The sequence below is a fragment of the Novosphingobium mangrovisedimenti genome (assembly GCF_025153475.1).
GTDB classification, from domain to species: domain Bacteria; phylum Pseudomonadota; class Alphaproteobacteria; order Sphingomonadales; family Sphingomonadaceae; genus Novosphingobium; species Novosphingobium mangrovi_A.
In genome coordinates, this window is sequence record NZ_JANZXA010000006.1 from 129,292 (window position 1) to 145,341 (window position 16,050).

The following is a 16,050-nucleotide window of genomic DNA, read 5'->3' on the forward strand; positions in this document are numbered from 1 at the left end:
ACCCGGCCCTGTTTGGGAGAAGTAGAAGATGCCCGGCCATCATCCGTCCTGCCATGCCCGCACCACGCCCGATGCGCTGGCGCTCGTGGTTGCCGATACCGGTGAGACGCTGACCTATCGCGAACTCGACGAGGGTTCCAACCGCGTGGCGCAACTGCTGCGTTCGCTCGGGCTCAGGCCGGGTGACCGCATCGCGGTGATGCTGCGCAATTCGCCGGAATTCGCGATGGTCTACTGGGGGGCTACGCGCTGCGGCTGTTTCGTGACGCTGCTTTCCACGCACCTCAAGCCTTCGGAAGCCTCCTACATCGTCGGCGATGCCGGGGCTAAAGTGCTCGTCCTCTCGGCGTCGATCGGGGAGACGCCGCAGGCGCTGGCGCGCGACCGCGCCGATCTCGTGCCCGGCGTGCAGAAGGTCTACTATGCCGGCGATCCGGTGGGCGAAGGGGCGATGGACGGTGCCGAGCCGCTTTCCGAAGCGCTCGCGGCCATGCCCGTCGGGCCGGTGGCAGGCGAGATCTCCGGCTTCCACATGATCTATTCGAGCGGCACCACCGGGCGGCCCAAGGGTATCGTCCTGCCCTTCACGCCGGGGCCGATCGACGAGTTCAACGCGCTCGAAGGCGTGATGCCGATCTATCACGAGCTGAAACCGCTGGTCTCGCTCAACGTCGGGCCGCTCTACCACGGTGCGCCGCTCTCGGGCATGGTCACGGCACAGCGGCTGGGCGGGCTCTTCGTTACCCAGCGCAAGTTCGATGCCGAGGGTGTGCTGGCCGCGATCGACCGCTACAAGGTGGGCGTCGCGCAGTTCGTGCCGACCATGTTCGTGCGCATGCTGGCGCTGAGCGACGAGGTGCGCGCGAAGTACGACGTGTCCTCGCTGCGCATGGCGGTCCACGCCGCCGCGCCGTGCCCGGTCGAGATCAAGCGCCGCATGATCGAATGGTGGGGCCCGATCATCTTCGAATACTACGGCTCCACCGAAGGCGTGGGCGCCACCGCGATCACTTCGCAGGAATGGCTGGAACGGCCCGGATCGGTGGGCAAGTCCTCGCTCGGCCCGATCCATATCTGCGACGAGGAAGGCCGCGAACTGCCGCCGGGCGAAAGCGGGATCGTCTATTTTGAGGCGCCGGGCGGGCGGATCGTCAATTACCTCAACGATGCCGAGAAATCGCGCAAGGCCACGCACCCCGAGCACGACAACTGGTTTGCCGTTGGCGACATCGGCAAGCTCGATGAGGACGGCTATCTCTACCTCACCGACCGCAAGGACTTCATGATCATCTCGGGCGGGGTGAACATCTATCCGCAGGCGATCGAGGATTGCCTGATCGTCCATCCCCAGGTGCTCGACGTCGCGGTGCTGGGCGTGGCCGATCCCGAATTCGGCGAGAAGGTCAAGGCCATGGTCCAGCCCAAGGACTGGGCCGATGCGGGCCCGGCTTTGGAGCAAAGCCTGCGCGACTGGTGCCGCTCGCACATTTCGCCGGTCACGGCGCCGCGCGAATACGAATTCGTGCGCGAACTGCCGCGCTTGCCCTCGGGCAAGCTGGCCAAGCACGAGTTGCGTAAGCTCTACGGCAATCCGGTTGCCGTGGCCTGACGGGTTTGCCGGCCGGCAGTGCCCCCGCCGGGGCGATGGTCGAGCGTGTCGGGTAGAATTAAAACGACATGATCATGTCAAAATGACATGATCATGTCATGAGTAAAGGGCCTTTCGATTCGCGTCACCCGCTTGTGGGTCTGGTCGACGAAACCATTCGACTGAACAGCCGTCTGCGAAGTGCTTTTGCCGCCGCGCGGGCGGATAGTGCGCTCAACGATTCCGAGCAGATGGTGCTCAATGCCGTGGTCGAGGCCGAAAAGGCCCCCACGGTGGCGCAGATCGGCCGCTCCATGGGGCAGGCCCGGCAACTTGTGCAGCGGGCTGCCAATTCGCTGCGCGAAAGCGGGCTGATCGAGATGGTGGACAATCCCGATCACAAGCGGGCGCCGCTTCTGCGCGCGACCCAACCGGGCCTTGCGCTCAAGCGCGAGCTGGATGCGCGCGCGGAAGCCATCGCCGAAGACCTGCTGCCCGCCGCCGACCTCGAAACGGTGCGCGAGGCAACGCGCGCCCTTCGGACCATTCGCAGAAAACTGGAAGCGCAGCTTCGCGCGCGCTGAAACGGGAAGAGGATCATGGAAGCAGATCTCGACAAACTGGCGCCGATCGGGCCGCTGACGGACTGGCTGGACGCCCATGTGCCCGAACTGGGCAAGGGGCCGCTCAAGACCTCGCTGCTTTCGGGCGGCACGTCGAACGTGGTGCTGACGCTCGATCGCGGCGAAAAGCCGATGGTCATGCGCCGTCCGCCCGAGGTCCCGCCGCCGGGCGCGGAGAAGGGCGTGCTGCGCGAGGCGCGCATCCTTACCGCGCTCAACCAGACCGATGTGCCGCACCCGGTCTGCTACGGTTCCTGCCCCGACGACAGCGTGGCGGGCGCGCCATTCTACGTGATGGAAAAGGTCGACGGCTGGGCACCCAACCTGCGCGACGAGAAGATCCACAACGAGCCGCCGTTCGACCGGATGCCCTACGAATACGGCATTCCTTTCGCGATCGTCGATGGTCTCGTGAAGCTGGCCAATGTCGATTACGAGGCCATCGGCCTCGGCGATTACGGCAAGCCGGGCAAGTTCCTCGAACGCCAGGTCGACCGCTGGTCCGGCCAGCTTGCCAGTTACAAGGAACGCTATGGTTACGAGGGCCGCGTGCTGGAAGGCTACAAGGAAACCGAGGCGTGGCTGCGCGGGGCCAAGCTGCCCGAAGAAGTGCGCGGCATCATCCACGGCGATGTCGGCACGCCCAACATGATGTTCCAGTGGGGCCCGCCCGCGCGGCTGGCCGCGATGATCGACTGGGAACTGTCGACCATCGGCGATCCCATGATCGACATGGGCTGGTTCACCGGCGGCATGCGCGACGAGGAAAACCCGGACAAGGAATTCCCCAACGCGCTCAACAACCCCGAGCATTTCCCGACCAAGCAGGAACTCGCGCGCTACTACTGCGCCGGGACCGGCCGCAACATCGAGGACTTCCGCTGGTTCTCGATCCTCTCGCGGTTCAAGTCGGGGTGCCTGCTCGAATACAAGGTGGCCCAGGCCGAGGCCGGTATCCTGTCCAAGGACACCGGACGCTTCTTTTCGCGGATCGTTGAAAACGTGTTCAAGGAAACTGCTGCCGAAATCCGGAGGATGTCCTGATTAATCCTTCCCCGCCGGGGGAGGGGGACCACCCGCAGGGTGGTGGAGGGGCACAAGCGGTTTACGCGACCTTCCTCGATGCCGCCTGTGCCCCTCCACCATGCTTCGCATGGTCCCCCTCCCCGTTTCGGGGAGGATCTGAGGAGAGTATGAGATGATCGATTTTTCCGTAGAGCCTGAATTCCAGGCCAAGCTCGACTGGATGGACACGTTCGTCCGCGAGGAATGCGAGACGATGGACCTGCTGTTCCCCGAACAGGGCGCACAGTTCGATCCGGACTATGCGGCGGCCAAGCGCCACCTCAAGCCGCTGCAGGAAGAGGTGAAGAAACAGGGCCTGTGGGCCTGCCACCTCGGCCCGCACCTTGGCGGTCCCGGCTACGGGCAGATCAAGCTGGCGCTGATGAACGAGATCATCGGTCGCTCGAGCTGGGCCCCGGTGGTGTTCGGCACCGCCGCGCCCGATACCGGCAATGCCGAGATCCTCGCGCTGTTCGGCACGCCGGAGCAGAAGCAGCGCTTCCTCGGCCCGCTGATGGATGGCGAGATCGTCTCGTGCTTCTCGATGACCGAACCGCAGGGCGGCGCCGATCCGGACGTGTTCACGTGCAGCGCTACGCTGGATGGTGATGAATGGGTGCTGGAGGGCGAGAAGTGGTTCTCGTCCAACGCCAAGTTCGCCGCCTTCCTGCTGGTGATCGCCGTCACCGATGCCGACAAGCCGCTGACCGAGCGCATGAGCATGTTCATCGTGCCCACCGAGACCCCGGGCATCGAAATCGTGCGCAATGTCGCGATCGCGGGCGATTTCGATCCCGAGAACGGCCACCACGCGCATATCCGCTACAACAAGGTGCGCATCCCCTATGACCACATGCTCGGCGAGCGCGGCGGGGGCTTCAAGGTCGCGCAGGCGCGTCTGGGCGGCGGGCGCATCCACCACGCCATGCGCACGGTGGGCATGTGCAACCGCGCGCTCGACATGATGCTCGAACGCGCCGTCTCGCGCACGACCAAGGGCAAGATGCTGGGCGAACACCAGATGGTGCAGGAAAAGATCGCCGATTCGATCATCGAACTCGAACAGTTCCGCCTGCTGGTGCTCAAGACCGCGTGGATGATCGACGAGGTCGAGGCGGGCCGCATGAAGCCCGGCGCCCCGCGCAAGCATATCGGCATGTGCAAGGTGGCCATGGCCTCGGTCTACGCCAATGTCGTCGGCAAGGCGCTGGAGATCCACGGATCGCTGGGCATCTCGCTCGATATGCCGCTGGCCAAGTGGTACGGCGGGCACATGTCGCTGGCCTTTGCCGACGGGCCGACCGATGCGCACAAGTCGCAGCTTGCCCGCGCCTATCTCAAGCGCGCCAAGCCGGCCGAGGGCATGTTCCCGACCGAACATATCCCCACCCGCACCGCCGCCGCTCTGGCGCGTTACCCTCACGCAAGGGACGCCTGACATGGACCCGTTGTTCGATTTCACCGGCAAGGTCGCGCTTGTCACCGGCGGCTCGCGCGGCCTTGGCTACCAGATGGTCAAGGCCTTCGCCGAGCGCGGCTGCGACGTCATCATCGCCAGCCGCAAGCTGGAAAACTGCGAGAAGGTGGCAGAGGAATGCCGCGCGCTGGGCGTGCAGGCCAAGGCGCTGTCCGCCCATGTGGGCCGCTGGGATGCCTGCACCGAACTGGTCGAGCAGGCCTGGGATGCCTTCGGGCATGTGGATATCCTTGTGAACAACGCGGGGATGAGCCCGGCACAACCCAGCCACGAGGTGACCGAGAAGCTGTTCGACTCCGTCGTGAACCTCAACTTCAAGGGGCCGTTCCGCATCGCCAGCCTGATGGCGCACCGCATGTCTGAAGCTAATGGGGGGGGCATCATCAACGTCTCGTCCTCGGGATCGATGATGCCGCTGCCCAAGACGATCCCCTACGGCTCGTCCAAGGCCGCGCTCAATGCCATGAGCAAGAGCCTTGCCTGGGAATATGCGCCCAAGGTGCGGGTCAATACGCTCTCGCCCGGCGCATTTCGCACCGACATCGTCGAGGCCTGGCCGGACAAGGGCAAGGGCCCGATCCCGATCCCGCGCGGCCATGCCGCCGAGCCGGAGGAGATCGTCACCGCCGCCCTGTTCCTGGCGAGCCCGGCCTCGGTCAACGTGACCGGCTCGCTCGTCCGCTGCGACGGCGGCCAGCATTAATCCTCCCCCGACGGGGGAGGGGGACCACCCGCAGGGTGGTGGAGGGGCACAGGCGGTTTACGCGACGTCTCGTGATGCCGCCCGTACCCCTCCACCATGCTTCGCATGGTCCCCCTCCCCGTATCGGGGAGGAATAGGAGTTTTGTGATGCCTAAAGCCGTAACCGGCCACGAATTCGGCCCGCCCGAAAGCTACGTGCTCGAAGAGTTCGATCCCGGCCCGCCGGCCGAGGGCGAAGTGCGCGTGGCGATCAAGGCCGCCGGCGTCTCCTACGTCGATGTGCTAACAGCTATGGGCAAGTACCAGTTCAAGCCTTCGCTGCCCTTTATCCCGGGCAGCGAGGCGGCGGGCGTGGTCGAGGCGGTTGGGCCGGGCGTCACGCATCTTGCGGTGGGCGACCGGGTGTTCTGCGGCGGTCTGGGCGGACTGTTTGCCGAGGCGAACAACTTCAAGGCCGCCAACATGGCCAAGGTCCCCGATGCGATGAGCTTCGAGCAGGCCGCGGTGTTCTCGGTGAACTACCAGACGGCCTATTACGCGCTGGCCGATCGTGGCCGCGCCAAACCGGGCGAGACGCTACTGGTGCTCGGCGCTGCCGGGGGCACCGGCTTTGCCGCCGTGCAGGTGGGCAAGCATCTGGGACTGCGGGTGATCGCTTCGGCATCGAGCAAGGAAAAGCAGGACATCGCGCTGGCCGGCGGTGCCGATGCCGTCGTCACCACGGGCGCCGAGGACTGGCGCGATCAGGTCAAGGCGGCGAATGGCGGCAAGCCGGTCGACCTGGTGTTCGACCCGGTCGGCGGCGATGCCACCGAACTGGCGTTCCGCAATCTCGGCTATGACGGACGGCACCTCGTGATCGGCTTTCCGGCGGGGATCGCCGCGCTCAAGACCAACCTGCCGCTGCTGAAGAGCGCCAGCCTCGTCGGCGTACAGATGCGCGACCATGCGCTCAAGCGCCCGCAGGAGGCCGAGGCGATGCGCCGCAAGGTGATGGAACTGGCGGGCGAGGGGATCTTCACCCCAGCGATTGCCGAGCGCTATCCTCTGGCGGATTATGCAGCGGCCATGAATGCGGCGTTTTCCGGCAAGGCGGCCGGCAGGGTCGTGCTGACGATGGCTTAACGGCGTTCGGCAAGTTGAAGGCCGTTAGGGCTCAACTCCCCGCGCGGTACTGCTGCGGGGTCATCCCCGTCCAGCGCTTGAAGGCGCGGCCGAAACTGGTCTGTTCGCCGTAGCCGAGCCGGTCGGCGATCTCGTCGAGCGACAGGCGCCGGTCGGCAAGATGCGTCTTGGCGAGCGTTTCGCGCTGCTTTTCGACCAGTTCGGAAAACTTCGCGCCCTCTGCCGACAGGCGTGATTGCAGCGTACGCACCGACATGCCGGTCTTGTCCGCGCAGCGTTCGATAGAACACGTGCCGCGCGCTAGCGAGCCGCGGATGAAGCTGTCGACCTTGTCGATGATCGACTGGCTGTGTTCGGACTTTACGCGCTGCAGATAGGAGCCGAGCAGCTTGTAGAGCAGGCGGTTCGCGCTGGGCACCGGCTGTTCGAGCGCGCGCACGGGGAAGGCGATCGAGTTGCGGGTCGAGCGGCTCTTCACGCGGCAACCCAGCGATTTCTCGATTTCGGGCAGGTCGCTGGTGCGCGGATCGGCGGACAGGCTCACCCAGCTGGGCCGGAACGAAGGGCCGCCAATGGCCTGGAGCAGCTTCGCATTGAGCATGACCGCCTGGTAGTTCGCCTGGTCGTTCACGCCGATGTCGGTGTTGATGAGCCAGGTTAGTTCGGCGGTTTCGCGTCCCTCGATCAGCACGACCTCGCAATCCGGCGCGTGAACCACCGGCAGGAAGTCGATCAGGCAGCGGATTCCGGCGCGCACGGTCGGGGCGGAACGGCACAGCGCGGTGACGCAGCCGAACACTTCGGGATCCTGCAGGGTGGCGATGTGCAGGCCGAAGAGGGGATCGTCGAAAGCGGAACTGCAGTATTCGAAGGTATCGGCAAGTTGCTGCGGGGCGATCAGGCTTTCGGGATCGGTAAGGACCCGCGCTTCCATGCCGTGGCGCTCGACGATGCCGCGGGCATCGCGTCCATAATTGCGCGCGACGTGGGCGAGCCCCGCGAAATTGGCTGCCCGCACTTGTCCGCCGCCGGGGGCGACGTCGAGTGGACCGTCGAGACTGAAGAAACTGCTTTCGCCCATGGCTGTCCTCACCGGCTGGGTATTCCGGACGGACGTCTCCGCGCCCTGTCCGCTGGTCGATTTAAAGCATGCAATATCGAGAATGCCGCGCGAAATGCCAATACCCTCATGCTTGCCTGTGGCAGCACGCGGGCAAGCACGAAAAAGCCATGTGGCGGGAGAGAACGCTGATGAAAACGATAGCAGATCACAAGAAAGCCGCCGAGGCGCACGTCCTCTATGAAAAGGACCCCGCCACCAAGATCGCGACGATCACCTTCAACCGGCTCGAAAAGCACAACACCGCCACCATCGGCATGCGCGCGCGTTTCGGCGAACTGGTGTTCAAGGCGAACATCGACGACGAAGTGAAGGTCCTCGTGATCCGCGGCATGGGCGACAACCTGGGCAGCGGCGGCGATCTCGACGAGCACGGCGATCTCTACCTGAGCCCCGGCCCGGACGACAATTTCCTCGTCGACCTGGAGATCGACGATCCCAGCGTGAAGTACCCGCCGGCGGGTTCCTACCGCTACCTCCACGGGCTGACCGACTATTATGCCAAGGCGCGCTCGGGCAACCGGCCGCTGCAGGAGTTCAAGAAGATCTCGATCATCGAGGCCAAGGGCTACTGCTATGGCTGGCACTTCTACCAGTGCGCAGATGCCGACCTGATCGTCTCGTCGGACGACGCGCTGTTCGGCCATCCCTCGTTCCGCTACGCCGGCTGGGGGCCGCGCATGTGGCAGTGGCTGGAAACCGTCGGCTTGCGCCGCTTTTCCGAAATGCTCTTCACCGGCCGTCCGTTCACGGCGGGCGAGATGTTCCAGTCCAACTTCGTCAACTCGGTGGTGTCGCGTGATCAGCTCGAGGCCGAAACCGCCAAGTACGCGCACGCCTGCTCGATCACGCGGCCGACCGACGTGGTGGTGGCGCAGAAGACCTTCATCGAGGCCTACAAGCAGTATCGCGGCGAATATTTCGGCTCGCTGCTCACCGGCTGGCTCGAAGGCATGCTGCCGCTGATGAAGGACGACGGCGAGAACGACGTGAACCTGGGCAAGGACAACACCTTCAAGCAGGGCATCGGCAAGGTCGTGAAGGGTCACGATCTCAACTACCCGCCCGAATGGCGCCTTTCGAAGAAGGGGCGGCTGGGCTGATCCCCGGCCGGTCCTTTCCGGACCGTGATTGTCGATACCGGGCTCGTCGATAATGCACGCAATGCAGAAGAGTTTGCATGCACGGTAGAGTTGGCGGCCGGTGTCGTGGTAAAAAAGCAGGGTGTCCTGACCGGCAAGAGTCGGCAGAAATCCAGGCGGGCGCGTGCAGGAAGCACCTGCCCGTGAGCGGGAGAGAGCCATGACAGAGACCTTGTTCTCATTCGACAAGCGCAATTACCGCGAGTGCCAGCAGATGTTCCGCGGTACGCGCGAACAGGAATATTATCTCGGCGAGCTACGGATCGAGGATGCGTCGACTGTCGACGTGCGGTCCGAGCGCAAGACGGTGGGCGCGATTTCGATCATCAAGCAGCGTTCGGCCACCAACCTGTCGTTCCGCCGTTCGCGCCAGCACATCCGCGAGGACGCGACCGATCTGTCGATCCTCTGGTTCGTCAAGCATGGCGAACTGGCCTTGTCCAACCAGTGCGGAAACAAGGTCGCCAGGCCGGGCGATTTCGTGATTACCCGCTCGATGTCGCCTTTCTTCATCGAATGCCGCACCGACAGCGACAACGTGCACGAAGTGCTCCACGTCACCGTGCCGACGCATATCCTGCGATCCTATATCCAGCAGAATTTCAGCACCGGCCTGTTCATGCCGATGGAACGCGCCGAGCTGGCGATTGCCGAGAACATCCTGACCGACGTTTTCGAGGACGATGGCGGTCTGGGCGAGGAATCGGCGCGACTGCTGGCGGAAACCGCCTTCGGCCTGATCGGCAACGCGGTTCGCGCCGCCGAGGACGTGCAGCCTGCGCGCCAGTCGATTGCCGAGCGGCGGCTGGAGGAAGTGCTGCGTTTCATCGAAGTGCACTTGTCCGATCCCCAGCTTTCGACCGCGATGGTCGCCAAGGGGTGCGGGATCAGCCCGCGCTACCTCTCGTTCCTGTTGCGCCTGCGCGAGACCTCGTTCTCCGAGCTGGTCTGGGAACAGCGGCTGGCCAAGGCCAAGGCCTGGCTGGCGAGTTCCGACCCGCATGACATCTCGATCAGCGAGATCGCCTATGGCGTCGGGTTCAAGAGCCCCGCGCATTTCAGCCGCATGTTCAAGCGCGTGTTCGGCGCCAATCCGCGCGAGTATCGCGGTGAATGCAGCGCTCGCGAGGCCATGGCCGTGCAGGTGGAAACGTCCGAGGGCTTTCCCGAATATCCGGTTGCCGGCCAGCTTCTGCAGTAGGCCCGTCCGGTGGGGCGATCTGTGCTCCCTTTTAGATAGTGGGCACTTGCATCGCTTCGGGCGATGGCGAATGTTGCCGTCCGAACAATCAGGAGGATGTCATGCCGAAGATGAAGCTCGTTGCGCTTACCCGTCCGCTGCCCGGCCGCGAGGACGAGTATCACGAATGGTACAACACCAAGCACCTGCCGGAGCTGGTCAACAAGTTTGGGATGGCCGGCGCCCAGCGCTACAAGCTGGCCGCCAAGCTGATGGGGCGTGACGAGAACGAATTCCTCGCGATCTACGATATCGAGGCGGACGATCCGATGGCGTTCCTGGGCGCGATGGGCACGGCGGCCCAGTCCGGCGAACTGACGCAGAGCGATGCTCAGGACATGGGCACCTGTTATACCGCGCTCTTCACCGAAATGGGCGAACGGGTTGTGCCGGACGCGTAATGCACAAGGCCAGCACGCAAGCGGAGGCCTTTTTGCTTGGCCTGTCTTGCCGGGTCTGCGCGAACCCCGATTTCGCCGAATACGGGCTAACACTATCGTTAATCCAAACTTAGCGGCTTGTCGGTTATGCCTGTGTCATGACCGCCAAGCGCAAGATAGAGCGGCGGGAGGTTCGCCACCCCTCGTTGCAACTGGAACACTCGTTCCTGTTCAGGATGCCGCCCCGCGTGGCATGGCCGGTCGTCATCATGCTGTTGTGCGCGGTCGCGCTGGTCGAATCCGTTGCACCCGCGCAGATCTGGTTCGGTCCGGTCTATCTGGCGGTGATCGCGCTGGCGGCCTGGGCCCTGAGCACACGTATTGCCGTGGCCATCGGCATCGCGGTCATCGCGATCAAGGTGGCGACGGGAACCGTGCCTTACTATCCCGACGATACCAACCTTCAGATCCTGAGCCTGGCGGGCAGGATTGTGGGCATCCTTATCGTCGTCGTCTTCATCGGCATGGCGCGCAAGTCGTGTGAACGGGAATGGCGGGTAGCCCGTACGGACCCGCTCACGGGCGCGCTGAACCGGCAGGCCTTCTTCGAGATAGCCGAGAGCGATCAGTGCTCTGGCGGCTGGTCCGCGCTGGTCTATGCCGATCTCGACGGCCTCAAGCAACTGAACGACGAGAAGGGTCATGCCCAGGGTGACAAGAGCCTGAAGGCTTTTGCCGACATTGTGCGCAAGACCATCCGCAAGGGCGATGTCTTTGCGCGCATGGGCGGCGATGAATTCGTCATTTTCATGAAAGTGAAGGACGAGGCGGCGGGGTCCGCCGTCGCCAGTCGGTTGCACGATGCGATCAACAACGGGGGGCCGGGCAGCCTCAAGTGCAGCCTCGGCATCCTTGTGCTGCCCAACGGCCTGAATTCGGTCGATGCCGATCTGAGAGCGGCCGATGCCCTGATGTACATGGCCAAGCAATCGGGTTCGGGCGTCGTCGTCCTGAGCAGTGCCGAGATCAAGGGCGATCTGGGGCTGCATGTTCCTGCATCGACGGTGCGGACGACCGATCGCGACAGCGCGGTGCGGCAGTCCGACCGGATCTCTGCCGGTGCGACGCTTCCGCCGGACGACGGACATCCCGGCTCGCAATCATGCACGGCCGCCTGACCAAGGGTTCGGCGGGCAGGTCCGGTCGCGTACCGGAAACTCTTCCTGCTAGCGGCCGATGAACTTCGGTTTGCGCTTTTCCTTGAGCGCCTGGATGCCTTCCATGTGGTCGGCGCTGCGGACGGAGACGGACTCGTAGGCAATGCCCGCGTCCATCAGCGCGGTGGCAAGGCGCTTGAGTTCGAGGTTGGTCAGGATCTTGGTCGCGCGGATGGCGACCATCGCGCCGTTCAGCAGCTTTTCGCAGAAGGCATCGACCTTCTCGTCGAGCTCTTCCAGCGGCACGCAGTGATTGACCAGTCCGATCTCGGCGGCCTTGCTCGCCGTGAGCAGGTCACCCGTCAGCAGGAACTCCTTGGCGCGGGTGAGGCCGATGCGCTGGGCCCAGATCACCGCGCCGCCATCTCCTGCGACAAGGCCGAGGCCGACGTGCGGATCGCCGATCTTGGCGCCTTCGGCCGCGAAGATCACGTCGCACAGCAGCGCCAGCGTCGCGCCGAGGCCCACGGCATGGCCGTTCATCCGGCACACCACCGGCTTGTCGATGTCGAGCAGCGTGGAGACGATGCGCTTGGCCACGCGGGTCTCATGATCGAACAGGTGCGGGTTCTTCGCATTGTTCTCGATATGGTCGAGATCGCCGCCTGCCGAGAAGGCGCGGCCTGCGCCGGTCAGCACGATCACGTCCGATCCGGTGTCGCACTGCGCGAACCACAGGGCTTCGGCGAGATCGTCGTGGAGCTGCAGGTTCACCGCGTTGAGTGCATCCGGCCGGTTCAGGGTGATGCGCAGCAGGCGGCCTTCGCGGGCCATTTCGATCGTGCCCAGGTTTGGCAGTGCAGGGGCGGTATCGGTCATAGCGGCGGGGCTCCCTCTTCGTTGTGATCGTCATAGGGCGGGTTTGCCGAGAGGCCAGCGCATATCCGCTCCCCGCGTGCAAGGGGTCGCCCCGGCGAAAGGTGGCGAGCATCGCCGTGGCGGTACGCTGCCTGCCTTGCAAAAGGCCGCATGCTCCTGTCTATCTTGTTGAACAGATGCGCAGCAAGCGCGGGACGGAATACGAGAGGGAGCTTCGGGGATGGCGCAGTTCGACGAAACCTTTGACTGGGTGGTCGTGGGCAGTGGGGCAGGTTCCATGTCTTCTGCGCTGCTGATGCGCCAGGCAGGCAAGTCGGTCCTGATTCTCGAGAAGGCCGATGTCGTGGGCGGCACCACCTGCAAGTCGGGCGGGGTCATGTGGATCCCGAACAACCGCTTCATCGCCGAGGATGGCGAGAGCGATTCCGTCGAAGCGGCAGTGACCTATCTCGACGCCTTGCAGAACCTCGATGGCGGATCGGCGCCGGGTTCGACGCCGGAAAAGCGGCGCGCCTATGCCACGCAGGCATCGAAGATGATCGACTTCCTGGTCGAGCAGGGCATCGAGCTGCAGCGCGGCCACCACTACTGGCCCGACTACTACGACGAGATGCCCGGCGGTTTCAAAACCACGCGAACAGTGGTTGCCAAGCCCTTCAATCTCAAGGAACTCGGCCCTTGGCGCAAGAAGCTGCGCAAGGGCTTCATCGAGGTCAACGCGACGCTGAGTGAGGGCATGCAGCTCGGCCACATGCGCACCAATCCCAATGCCAAGAAGATGCTGGCGAAGATCGCCTTCCGCACCATCGGCGACAAGCTGCGCGGCCGTCAGTACACCACTGCCGGTGCCTGCCTGCAAGGGCGCCTGCTCAAGGCCGCGCTGGCCGCGGGCGTGGACATCCGCACCGAGGCGCCGGTGCGTGAAATCATTCTCGACGATGCGGGCAAGGCCGTGGGCGTCGTGGCGGAGACGGGCGGCAAGACCATTCGCATCGGCGCGAGGCTGGGCATTCTTGTCAATGCGGGTGGCTTCGCCAAGAACCAGGCCATGCGCGACAAGTACATTCCGGGCAGCCAGGCCAAGTGGTCGCAGGTTCCCAAGGAAGACACTGGCGACATGCACATCGAACTGGAGCGGCTCGGCGGCGTGCTTGCGCAGATGGACCAGATGGTCGGCTTCCAGATGACCGAGGCACCCGGCTGGGAGAGCGACTATGTCATGCCCGGCATGCAGAGCGTGACCGCCAAGCCGCACGCCATCCTCGTCGACCAGTCGGGCGAGCGCTACATGAACGAGGGCGGTTCCTACGAGCTGTTCTGCGAGAACATGCTCAAGCGCAACCGCGAGGTTCCCGCGATCCCGAGCTGGGGGATCATGGACCAGCAATATGCCGAAAAGTACCAGGTCGCCGGCAAGTGGATCGACAAGAAGATGCCCAAGGCCTGGGAAGGCAAGGGCTACCTCCACAAGGCCGACACGATCGAGGACCTGGCGAAGAGCATCGGCGTGCCACCCGAAAAGCTGAAAGCCACCGTCGAGCGCTGGAATGCCTTCGCACGCGCGGGCAAGGACGAGGACTTCCACCGCGGTGAGCGTGAATACGACAAGTGCGGCTACGTGGGCGATCCCTTCTCGGACGAGAAGTCCATGGGCACGATCGAGAAGGCCCCGTTCTATTCGGTGTCGTGCGTTCCCGGGGACGTCAGCACGTATGGCGGCGTCGTTACCGACGAGCACAGCCGCGTGCTGCGCGCGGATGGTTCGGTGATCGAGGGGCTTTATGCGACCGGCGTCACCACCGCATCGCCCATGGGCAATGTCTATCCCGGCGCCGGTGCCAGTGTCGGCCCGTCGATGACGTTCGGCTGGATCGCCGCCAAGCACGCTGCCGGGCTCGACAACCAGGTCGCCTGATCGCGGGATGAAGGACAAGATAGCGGCGCTGGAGGCGCAGGACTGGACGCGCGTCCAGCTCGATTCCTACTCGGCGACGATCGATCCGGTCTTCATGCGTGGGCAGGCGGAGACGCGCGAGGTCGCGCTGGTGACGAGCGCGGCGCTGGCGAACAACCGGCCCGATACCGTCCACGGCGGGGCGATGATGACTTTTGCCGACATCGCGCTGGGTATCGGCGCGGTGGACGCCATCGGCGCGCCGAACTGCGCGACCGTGCAGCTCAACTATCACTTCGTGCGCAGCGTGCGGGTGGGGCAACTTGTCATCTGCAGGCCGCAGCTCGTGCGCCGTACCAGCCGCCTCGTATTCCTGCGCGGCCTGTTCGAAGTGGACGGCGAAACGGCCGGGTCCGCCGACGGGATATTCCAGTCTTTCACGGGCTCCGGCGTCAGAGCAGACTGACGCCAACCTTGCCGAAGAACCGCCCGCTTTCGAGGTGGCGGTAGGCATCGACCAGCCGGTCGAGATCGTAGACGACATCGACCACCGGCTTGATGCGGTGCTCCACGATGAATGCGGTCATCGCCTCGTGCTGCTCGCGGTTGCCGACGCCGATCGGGGCGAGGTTGACGCCTTGCTCGCCCATGCGGGTCCAGCTGAAATCCGATCCGAGCATGCCGATGGCCGATAGCTGGCCGCCTTCGCCGAGGAGCGAGACGTTGTCGTCGAACTGCACCGCGCCGACCGTGTCGATGACATTGGCCAGCGGCCTCTCGTCCAGTGCCTTGCGGACTTCGGCGGCCCAGTCGGGCGTCTGGCGGTAGTTGATGCAAAGGTCCGCGCCATAGGAGGCGGCGCGTGCCAGCTTGGCATCGGAGGAGGAGGTGATCGCGACGTTTGCGCCCATCGCCTTGGCAAGCTGAAGCGCCGCGATCGATACGCCACCGGTGCCGTGCGCTAGCACCCAGTCGCCCGCGCCGGTCGGGCGGAAGGCGGTGAGCGCCGACCATGCCGTCAGCACCGCGCAGGCGAGGGTGGCGCCTTCGAGGTCGCCCAGCTCATCGGGCAGGTGGCACAGGCTCTCGGCATCGAACACCGCATATTGCCGCGCGACGCCGTCGATCGGGCCGCCCAGCATGCGCGGATCGGGCGTATTGCCGGTCATCCAGAACGGCGCGAAGATCGGCACCACGCGCTCGCCGACGGCGACGCGGGTGACGCCGTCGGCGACCTTCACGACTTCGGCGGCACAGCAGGAGAGGGGCACGACCTCGGGTTCCTTGCCGAGCCCCGGGATGAGCCCCTTGGCAACGATCGTGTCGCGAAAGTTCAGCGTTGCCGCCTTGATCCGGATGAGCGCCTGACCCGGTCCGGGTTCGGGGATCGGTGCGTTGTGTATCGCGATGGTATCGATGCCCTTGCCGCTTTCAACGGTTGCCTGTTTCATCATCCCAGCTCTCCTGTTCAGACCTGACCGCCGGTCCTTTCGTCATCGCGAGCGGCCGAAGGTCGCGCGGCAATCCAGGGGCGGTTTGCACTGCTCTGGATTGCTTCGCCGGCTTTGCCGCCTCGCAATGACGAAGTGTCTTGGTAGACCAGAGCGGGGCACTGGCGCAGCCGGAATCCGGTGCGCCGGAGCGATGGCTTTGCCTC

Annotated in this window: 15 protein-coding genes; 12 read left to right on the plus strand and 3 right to left on the minus strand. The window is 64.6% G+C overall.

What is annotated here, in order from left to right:
- Positions 1-28 precede the first annotated feature (28 nt).
- The 6 genes from NZK81_RS10615 (at position 29) to NZK81_RS10640 (ending at position 6,581) form a co-directional block, all read left to right on the plus strand.
- Positions 29-1,609 (plus strand): AMP-binding protein, encoded by a 1,581-nt coding sequence (locus tag NZK81_RS10615; RefSeq protein WP_260046105.1) that lies wholly within the window; start codon positions 29-31, stop codon positions 1,607-1,609.
- A 98-nt stretch (positions 1,610-1,707) separates the two neighbouring features.
- Complete coding sequence (locus tag NZK81_RS10620; protein ID WP_260046106.1) at positions 1,708-2,172, plus strand: MarR family winged helix-turn-helix transcriptional regulator; 465 nt, start codon at positions 1,708-1,710, stop codon at positions 2,170-2,172.
- A gap of 15 nt (positions 2,173-2,187) precedes the next feature.
- Complete coding sequence (locus NZK81_RS10625) at positions 2,188-3,255, plus strand: phosphotransferase family protein (RefSeq protein WP_260046107.1); 1,068 nt, start codon at positions 2,188-2,190, stop codon at positions 3,253-3,255.
- A gap of 154 nt (positions 3,256-3,409) precedes the next feature.
- A complete protein-coding gene (locus NZK81_RS10630) occupies positions 3,410-4,714 on the plus strand; it encodes an acyl-CoA dehydrogenase family protein (RefSeq protein WP_260046108.1) in 1,305 nt (434 codons plus the stop codon).
- A 1-nt stretch (position 4,715) separates the two neighbouring features.
- On the plus strand, positions 4,716-5,456 hold the full coding sequence (locus NZK81_RS10635) for an SDR family NAD(P)-dependent oxidoreductase (protein ID WP_260046109.1): 741 nt from the start codon (positions 4,716-4,718) through the stop codon (positions 5,454-5,456).
- A gap of 147 nt (positions 5,457-5,603) precedes the next feature.
- Positions 5,604-6,581, plus strand: coding sequence for an NADPH:quinone oxidoreductase family protein (locus NZK81_RS10640; RefSeq protein WP_260046110.1), 978 nt, complete (start codon positions 5,604-5,606; stop codon positions 6,579-6,581).
- Positions 6,582-6,612: 31 nt separating this feature from the next.
- Here the strand turns inward: NZK81_RS10640 and NZK81_RS10645 are convergent, their stop codons facing one another.
- On the minus strand, positions 6,613-7,662 hold the full coding sequence (locus tag NZK81_RS10645; protein WP_260046111.1) for a helix-turn-helix transcriptional regulator: 1,050 nt from the start codon (positions 7,660-7,662) through the stop codon (positions 6,613-6,615).
- A 170-nt stretch (positions 7,663-7,832) separates the two neighbouring features.
- On the opposite strand from NZK81_RS10645, the gene NZK81_RS10650 reads away from it, so the two are divergent.
- The 4 genes from NZK81_RS10650 to NZK81_RS10665 all read left to right on the plus strand — a co-directional run bounded on the left by NZK81_RS10650 (position 7,833) and on the right by NZK81_RS10665 (position 11,641).
- Complete coding sequence (locus NZK81_RS10650; RefSeq protein WP_260046112.1) at positions 7,833-8,804, plus strand: enoyl-CoA hydratase/isomerase family protein; 972 nt, start codon at positions 7,833-7,835, stop codon at positions 8,802-8,804.
- A gap of 199 nt (positions 8,805-9,003) precedes the next feature.
- Positions 9,004-10,044 carry a helix-turn-helix domain-containing protein gene (locus NZK81_RS10655; protein ID WP_260046113.1) on the plus strand — a complete coding sequence of 347 codons (1,041 nt, stop codon included), beginning with the start codon at positions 9,004-9,006 and terminating at the stop codon, positions 10,042-10,044.
- A 101-nt stretch (positions 10,045-10,145) separates the two neighbouring features.
- Entirely contained in the window at positions 10,146-10,484 is a 339-nt protein-coding gene (locus tag NZK81_RS10660; protein ID WP_260046114.1) for a DUF4286 family protein, read from the plus strand.
- 137 nt (positions 10,485-10,621) lie between these two features.
- Complete coding sequence (locus NZK81_RS10665) at positions 10,622-11,641, plus strand: GGDEF domain-containing protein (RefSeq protein WP_260046115.1); 1,020 nt, start codon at positions 10,622-10,624, stop codon at positions 11,639-11,641.
- Positions 11,642-11,689: 48 nt separating this feature from the next.
- Here NZK81_RS10665 and NZK81_RS10670 read toward each other — a convergent pair whose 3' ends face one another.
- The gene (locus tag NZK81_RS10670; protein ID WP_260046116.1) at positions 11,690-12,499 is read right to left on the minus strand and encodes an enoyl-CoA hydratase/isomerase family protein; all 810 of its coding nucleotides are present in this window, start codon (positions 12,497-12,499) and stop codon (positions 11,690-11,692) included.
- A 220-nt stretch (positions 12,500-12,719) separates the two neighbouring features.
- On the opposite strand from NZK81_RS10670, the gene NZK81_RS10675 reads away from it, so the two are divergent.
- Together NZK81_RS10675 and NZK81_RS10680 are read left to right on the plus strand one after the other, a co-directional pair.
- A complete protein-coding gene (locus NZK81_RS10675) occupies positions 12,720-14,414 on the plus strand; it encodes an FAD-dependent oxidoreductase (RefSeq protein WP_260046117.1) in 1,695 nt (564 codons plus the stop codon).
- A gap of 7 nt (positions 14,415-14,421) precedes the next feature.
- The gene (locus tag NZK81_RS10680; RefSeq protein WP_260046118.1) at positions 14,422-14,859 is read left to right on the plus strand and encodes a PaaI family thioesterase; all 438 of its coding nucleotides are present in this window, start codon (positions 14,422-14,424) and stop codon (positions 14,857-14,859) included.
- Here the strand turns inward: NZK81_RS10680 and NZK81_RS10685 are convergent.
- On the minus strand, positions 14,846-15,847 hold the full coding sequence (locus NZK81_RS10685; RefSeq protein ID WP_260046119.1) for a zinc-dependent alcohol dehydrogenase family protein: 1,002 nt from the start codon (positions 15,845-15,847) through the stop codon (positions 14,846-14,848). The two genes, NZK81_RS10680 and NZK81_RS10685, sit on opposite strands and share 14 nt — an antisense overlap.
- Between the last annotated feature and the right edge of the window lie 203 nt (positions 15,848-16,050).